The 6,157-nt window shown below is 70.0% G+C and carries 6 protein-coding genes and 1 pseudogene; 4 read left to right on the top strand and 3 right to left on the bottom strand.

Features of this window, described 5'->3' with window-relative positions; translation table 11 throughout:
- Positions 1-107 precede the first annotated feature (107 nt).
- Together ABZ919_RS39615 and ABZ919_RS39610 are read left to right on the top strand one after the other, a co-directional pair.
- On the top strand, positions 108-356 hold the full coding sequence (locus ABZ919_RS39615) for a hypothetical protein (RefSeq protein WP_361258538.1): 249 nt from the start codon (positions 108-110) through the stop codon (positions 354-356).
- Positions 357-529: 173 nt separating this feature from the next.
- Complete coding sequence (locus ABZ919_RS39610) at positions 530-679, top strand: hypothetical protein (RefSeq protein WP_361258535.1); 150 nt, start codon at positions 530-532, stop codon at positions 677-679.
- A gap of 759 nt (positions 680-1,438) precedes the next feature.
- On the opposite strand, the gene ABZ919_RS39605 is transcribed toward ABZ919_RS39610, so the two are convergent.
- Positions 1,439-2,527, bottom strand: a complete 1,089-nt coding sequence (locus tag ABZ919_RS39605; protein WP_361258532.1) for an alcohol dehydrogenase catalytic domain-containing protein — start codon at positions 2,525-2,527, stop codon at positions 1,439-1,441.
- Positions 2,528-2,629: 102 nt separating this feature from the next.
- Here ABZ919_RS39605 and ABZ919_RS39600 point away from each other — a divergent pair, with 102 nt between their 5' ends.
- Positions 2,630-3,523 carry a LysR family transcriptional regulator gene (locus tag ABZ919_RS39600; protein ID WP_361258529.1) on the top strand — a complete coding sequence of 298 codons (894 nt, stop codon included), beginning with the start codon at positions 2,630-2,632 and terminating at the stop codon, positions 3,521-3,523.
- Positions 3,524-3,753: 230 nt separating this feature from the next.
- Here ABZ919_RS39600 and ABZ919_RS39595 read toward each other — a convergent pair whose 3' ends face one another.
- Together ABZ919_RS39595 and ABZ919_RS39590 are read right to left on the bottom strand one after the other, a co-directional pair.
- On the bottom strand, positions 3,754-4,629 hold the full coding sequence (locus ABZ919_RS39595; RefSeq protein ID WP_361258526.1) for an alpha/beta hydrolase: 876 nt from the start codon (positions 4,627-4,629) through the stop codon (positions 3,754-3,756).
- Positions 4,630-4,876: 247 nt separating this feature from the next.
- A complete protein-coding gene (locus ABZ919_RS39590) occupies positions 4,877-5,602 on the bottom strand; it encodes a dienelactone hydrolase family protein (RefSeq protein ID WP_361258523.1) in 726 nt (241 codons plus the stop codon).
- Between the two features lie 233 nt (positions 5,603-5,835).
- Between ABZ919_RS39590 and ABZ919_RS39585 the strand changes: the two are divergent.
- Positions 5,836-6,089 (top strand): annotated as a pseudogene (locus ABZ919_RS39585) (IS256 family transposase); the annotation flags it as partial.
- Between the last annotated feature and the right edge of the window lie 68 nt (positions 6,090-6,157).

Here is a 6,157-nt window from a genome sequence, read left to right as displayed (position 1 = left end):
AACCAGCTGCGGGCTTCCCGGCGGCTGCCCAGGTCGTGTAAGACGATCGCGGTCATCCCGGCCATCTGCCCGGCCGTGCGGCACAGTCGCGCCCGCACTGGGGCGGGTTGCGTGACGAGGAGCAGCGGGCGCAGGGTCGTAAAGTCGGCGACCAGGTCGGCGAGGACGCGGGTGGGCTGCTGGCCGTGGTAGCCGTACCCGTAGCTCTCGGCTGCGGCCTCCAGGCCGGCAAGGTCCTGGGGGATGTCGCAGGAGAGGGGCTGGTCGACGTCGGTCCGGGCGGCGAGTGCCGGAGCGGTGAGGCCGGCAGGGTCGGCCAGCAGGCGGCGCGGAAGCTGGGCAGGCGACGGCGGTAGGTCGTCCTCAAGTCCCCCTGAACCTCGCGGAATGACGAAGTGTCAGACACGCGACCATACCCAACTTGGGGCCCCCATGACGGGGTTATCGCGAGCCGCCCGGGTGGCTGTACTGGCGGGTGTCCGCGGCCGTGCCGTCCAGGGTGCGGCCGACCGATCCGGGGGAGGGTCCCATGCCCAGTCCAGTCCAGCCCCCGCCCGCCGCGTCCGCGCCGCAGGCCGGTGGTCTGGTCCGCTCCCGGCAGCGGATCGTCGCCGCCCGGGGCCGCAACGCTATCCCCTCGGACGGCGGCGGCACCGGCCGCAGCGACGGCGATGACTGACGGGCCGGGAGCCCTGACGCGATGACGGATCTGTCCATCGCGGCATGCCTGGGCGAGGACTTCCTCGCCCAGGCACTGCATACCGCCACGTACCCGGCGCGCTTGACGTGGCTGGACTGATGACCTGGGACGACCCCAACCAGACCCTGGCCGGCCACCGGTTTCAGCCGCCGCGCATGCGGCTGTCCCGCGACGGCGAGACGCTGCACACTTCTGCGCATTCTGCGACACCTCGCCGCGCAGACCTCCCGCCGGCCACGCTCCGCCGCAGTCACCGCACTCATGAAGTTCCTGCCCACCGCTGTCGCCGTCGGATACTCAGCGAACCCGACACGGAGCTGCCCCTGCCCGGCCCCGACTTCGCCCGCAAGATCCGCACACTGCTGACAACCGCCGCTGGCCGGGCCAGCGACCCCATCGAGCGACCCACCCGCCTCGAGACGCGCCCGCGCAAGCGAGGCGGTACCGCTCGTACCATGCCGTGGATTCCCGAGCAGCTGGGGGAGACCGCCAAACGATGAGCCTCTCGAGAATGAGGGTCCCGAACCGTCACGGGGTGACCACGGCCCTGACTATGAGCCCGACCATGGGTCTGGCTGGCTTCGTACATTCCTCATGGCAGCGTTTGTTCGTCCGTTCGGGCGGCAGTTGGTGATCTTGAGGATCATGGTTGTTCACGAGACGTAACAGCAGCATGGCGAGCCTGCGCTCGTGAGGTTGGTGAGCGTAGCGCTGACATGTGGAGATCACTCGGTCTTGTCAGCGAGTTGGGGGGATGAGCGCTGTGCGGTCGAACGGACCACCGTGTGAGGCGGCATAGGTGACGGCGTCGTTGACGGCGTTGAGGCCGAACGACCGGACCCGCTCGGGGGCCAGGTCCAGGGTGCCCGAGGTGATCAGCCGGATGATGCCGACGTTCGCTGTACGCGGGTACATCCACTGGCCGCGCACGGTGATCGAGTTGCGCATGATCCATGGGTACGGCAGTGCGAGGTCGTCACCACCGAGCATGCCGACGCCGCCCATGAGGACGACGCGGCCGTACTCGCGCACGGTCATGGCAGCCGTGCGCGCCGCCGAACTGGGTGCGCTCGGCGGTAGCAGGTCGATCACCATGTCGATCGGGCCGTCGGCCGCCGCGGACATCGCCGCGCGGTCGTCGGCCTCGTCCCCGGTGAGCGGGACCGGGCGCACACGTGGACCGAACCGGTCGGCGAGGAGGTCGAGCGCGGCCAGGTTGCGGCCTGGGGCGACCACGCGGCCCGCTCCCATGGCGAGCGCGACCGCGACCGCGCTGCTGCCGAGGTTGCCGGTGGCCCCGCTGACGAGCAGCGTCTCGCCGGCTGCGAGCCCGCCGGCCAGCAGCCCGCCGTAAGGGATGAGGTGAACGCTGAGCGCGGCCCAGCGGGCCGGGTCGTCCCCCGCGGCTGCGGGCAGCGGGAAGACGTTCTCCGTCGGGACCCGCATGAGCTCGGCGAACGATCCGTCGTGTAGGTACCGGGCGAGCCGCGCGCCGCCCCCACCGCGGGAGCTCCAGCCCTGGAGCGTGATGTCGGGCGTCAGGGCGTCGTCCCGCGAGCGCACCGTGGAGTCGCACCACACCAGGTCGCCAGCGCGCAGCCGGGTGGCGTCCGGGCCCACGTGAACGACCCGTCCCACGCCGCCGGTCCCGGGCACGACGGGAGGGACCAGGGGGTAGTTCCGCTCACCGCTGAAGACCTCGGCCGCGTACGGGGCCACACAGGTGGCGAGCACTTCGACCAGCACCTCGCCGCCGCCGGCCTCGGGCTCGGGCACCTCCCGTACCGTGAGCGGGGCACCGAACTGCGTCAGAATTGCTGCTTGCACGTGATGACCTCCGTGTCCGGCCGTGTTCGTCGTGATCGACACTAGGAGCCCCGGGGGCATGCGGGAAGCGACGATCAAGCATGCGTGGTATGCGTATGCCGCATGGACATCTCCAGCACAGGCCTGCGGGTCCTGCGGCAGATCGCCGAGTCCGGCAGCTTCACCGCGGCAGCCACCCGGCTCGGCTACACCCAGTCGGCGGTCTCACGCCAGGCCGCCTCCCTCGAACGAAGTGCCGGCATCGCCCTCTTCGAACGCCGCCCCGACGGAGTGCGGCTCACCCCCGCGGGTCTGACCCTGCTGCGCCACGCTCGCACCATCCTGGACTGCCTGACGGCGGCCGAGTACGACCTCACCGGCACCGTCCGGCGGACCGAACTGATGCGGCTCGGACTGTTCCTGAGCGCGGGCGCGGCCATCCTGCCTCCCTCTCTCGCCCGCCTCGCGGCAACCGACCCGGAGATCACGGTCACGACTACCGAGGGCACCACACCCACCCTGATCCGGGCACTGCGCGCGGGTTCGATCGACCTCGCCGTGCTGACGTCCCGCCCGCCCCACCGGCCTTTGGACGGCGAGTCGCCGCGCCTGCACGTGGAGACCGTGATGGACACCGAACTGGTCGTGGCGGCGCCTTCGACCGGGGAGTTCGCCGGCCGCACCGCGGTGCACGTCGACGAACTGGTCGACGCTCCGTGGATCGCCACCCCGGCGTCGAACTCTGAGCCGGTGCTCGGTGTCTGGCCCGGCCTGCCGGGACGACCGCACATCGTCCACCGCGCGCGTGACTGGCTGACGAAGCTCCAGCTGATCGCGGGCGGCTTCGGGGTGACAACGGTGCCCTCCCGGCTCGCGCCGGTGTTGCCGCCCGGGGTGAGCCTGCTGCACGTCGAAGGCGCACCTCCCGAGATCCGCCGGGTTCTCGTGGCGCGACTCCCCGGCCGCCCAACCCCGGCGATCACGGCCGTCACCCGGGCGATCACCTCGACCGCCTGATACGTGCTCCCAGGGCCGTCGGCGTCGGTGCCGCAGCCCGCTGCGGGCGCACACCACCCCCCGTGTACCTCAGCACTGGCCAGGGCCCTTTCAAGAGGAGCACCCCGCTGCTGCCCGAGCAAGTACCCCAGTGACGTCGAAACTCGGACTCTGGTCCACTTCCTGTGATGCATGCACGGTGAGTGACCAATTTCCGGCTCAGCTTGTGTGGCGTGCTCTATGAGCGGTAGCTACTCGAGGTAGGGGTCTGGTCCAAGGAAGTCGGCAAGTGCACAGGCCAATGCCTCGGGCGCCTGTTCGGCGACGTGATGCCCGGAATCGATGCTGTGCCCACGAACGTCATCGGCCCACCGGCTCCAAATGGCACGGGGATCTCCGTAGAGATCCTCCATGTCGTCTTGCCGGGACCAGAGAATCAGCGTAGGGCAGGCGATGCGCGCACCGGCGGCGCGATCGGCTTCCTCGTGTTGCCGGTCGATGGTGAGGCCGGCGCGGTAGTCCTCCAGCATCGCTCGTACCACCTCGGGATTGCGTGTGGCCTGCCGCCACTCGTCGTAGTTCTCCTCTCCCATGGTCTCGGGGTCGCCGCGGTACCAGCTGTCAGGATCGGCGGAGATGACGCGCTCGGGGATGCCCGGCTGCGCGAAGAAGAACCAGTGCCACCACTGAGTGGCGAACTCGACGGTGATCCGCGACAGATGTTCCGTCAGCGGCAGGCAGTCCGCGAACACCACCCGGGAGACGATGTCGGGGTGGTCGAGCGCGAGGCGTAGAGCCACGGCGCCTCCGCGGTCATGTCCGACGAGTGAGAATCGGCGATGTCCGAGCCTGCGCATCACGGACACCACATCCCCGGCAACCGCACGCTTGGAATAGCCGGCGTGATCGGCCGTGAAACGTGGTCCCCTGGAACGCCCGTATCCCCTCAGGTCCGGGCACACCACCGTGTGACCGGCTCGTATGAGCAACGGTGCGACCCGGTGCCACGTCGCCGATGTGCGGGGATGCCCGTGCAGCAGCACCACCGGCGGACCGTCCCCACCGAAGCGGACGAAGACGGAAGCCTCACCGACATCGATCTGCGCGGTCTCGAACCCTTCGAACACCCAGCCTCCTCAGGCGGCTCACGTGCCGCGTCTTAGTGCCTGCTGATCCGCACATGACATCACGGTCGTTGGCGTTTCGGTGTTTGCCCAGCTCAAAAACTCGAACGGCAGGGTTTGAGCGGTGAGATCGGATGGTCCACGGCTGACGGCCGGCCTCGCTGTTGCGGATTGCCCGATGGAGCCGTGGTGGTGGTGCGACATGAAGCCGGCTTAAGGGAGCCGTGACCTCTTGGTGGTGTGGGACCGGTCACTCCGTCACAGGCAAGCACTCGGCGAGCAGGTCGACAATGTCGCACCAGGCCCGCTGTGCGTGCCGTGGGTGGTAGCCGACGCCGGGCCGCACCGTGTGGTCGACCGGTGGGTGATGGAAGGCGTGCAACGCTCCGCCGTAGACCACGAGGCGCCAGTCGACGCCCGCGGCCTGCATCTCGGCGGTGAACGCGTCCCGTTGCGCGGGCGGCATGATCGGGTCTTGCGACCCGACCCCGGCCCACACCGGGCAGCGAATGCGCGCCGCCTCGCCCGGTCGGCCCGTGGTCAGTGCGTTGACTGTCCCGATCGCGCGTAGGTCGACGCCGTGGCGCCCGAGTTCCAGCACGATTGCGCCCCCGGTGCCGTAGCCGACGGCGGCGATCCGGTCGGGGTCGGCCCGCGGTTCGGCGCGCAACACGTCGAGCGCCGCGTGGCCGATGCCCCGCATCCGATCGGGGTCGGCGAGCAGTGGCATGCAACGGGCCAGCATCTCCTCGGGGTCGCCCAGATAGCGGCCGCCGTGGAGGTCGAAGGCCAGCGCCACGTACCCCAGCTCGGCGAGCGCATCGGCCCGGCGGCGCTCGACATCGCTGAGCCCCATCCCCTCGGGCCCGACCAGGACCGCGGGCCGGCAGTCGACACCGGCGGGGAGCGCGAGGTGCCCGATCATCGTGAGGCCGTCGGCCTGGTACTCGACCGTGCGCGTGGTAATCGTCACCATGAGAGTGGACTGTAGTGACCGTCGACTCCGGTCGGGCGGGCGTTCTGCCGCTGGCAGAACGGTTGCTGCGCCGCCTGCGGACGGTAGAGGCCGCCTGGTAAGCGCCGCCGTATGGGGGCGCCAACGCCACCCCCCGACTGTCACCGCGCGCTGCCGGTAGTGGCGGTGACGAATCGCCTACGACCAGGAGGAGCTGCTGGCGTTTCACGACTTCCTGGCCACCAGTGGAGCCTCCTGCGGACCACGAACGGATCCACCTGTGGACCATGAACCCCATCGAGTCCACGTTCTCCAAATCAGGCTCCGCACCAAGGTCACCCGCGGTGCCGGCAGCCCGGCCGCAGCCCTCGCGACGGTGTTCAAGCTCGTCGAGTCCGCCCACGCCCGCTGGCGAGCGGTCGCCGGAGCTCACCTGGTCCCGCTGCTCCGTGCGGGCGCGAGATTCGAGAATGGCCAGCACGTGGAACGAGAGGACCTCGTGGCCTGATGACCATCCCGGAACCGCCCACCGGCGAGGGAACTCAACCAACTCGGCGAACGCGCGCACGCAGCCAC

The sequence above is a fragment of the Streptomyces sp. NPDC046759 genome (assembly GCF_040645475.1).
Taxonomy (GTDB): domain Bacteria; phylum Actinomycetota; class Actinomycetes; order Streptomycetales; family Streptomycetaceae; genus Streptomyces.
Note: the sequence above shows the minus strand (reverse complement) of the source record. Positions and strands in the feature narration are given on the sequence as shown.

Bases quoted from the DNA above. Each gene is read 5' to 3' on its own strand.
- ABZ919_RS39610 (WP_361258535.1), top strand. From the start codon at position 530: ATGCCCAGTCCAGTCCAGCCCCCGCCCGCCGCGTCCGCGCCGCAGGCC.
- ABZ919_RS39600 (WP_361258529.1), top strand. From the start codon at position 2,630: ATGGACATCTCCAGCACAGGCCTGCGGGTCCTGCGGCAGATCGCCGAG.
- ABZ919_RS39590 (WP_361258523.1), bottom strand. From the start codon at position 5,602: ATGGTGACGATTACCACGCGCACGGTCGAGTACCAGGCCGACGGCCTC.